The sequence below is a fragment of the Rhizobium sp. SVR5-2C genome (genome assembly GCF_056755115.1).
Genome location: NZ_JBNDHT010000669.1, coordinates 1 through 229, shown reverse-complemented (window position 1 = coordinate 229; position 229 = coordinate 1). Strand labels below are relative to the sequence as shown.

The 229-nt window shown below is 48.0% G+C and carries 1 protein-coding gene; it reads right to left on the bottom strand.

What is annotated here, in order from left to right; all coding sequences use genetic code 11:
* Positions 1-46: 46 nt before the first annotated feature.
* The coding region (locus ACPYOI_RS37315; protein ID WP_481424336.1) for a hypothetical protein at positions 47-229 on the bottom strand (183 nt) is incomplete at its 5' end.

The window sequence follows — 229 nt, the reverse complement described above, 5'->3', positions numbered from 1 at the left end:
ACCTGCAAGGGCGCGGTAAGGTTGATGGAATACAATTGATTATCTTTCAGGCACACAATGCTACTGCACGATTTTTAGCCATACTCAACGCTCTTGCCAAGGGGCTTCCGTAACGATTGATATTTTTCGGGCAGATGCTGGAAAGCGGACCGCCGAGGCGATAGAACTGAAAGCCGCCTTCTGCATATTTTAGGGAATTATGCCGCAGATGCACTCGAAGCAACCAATA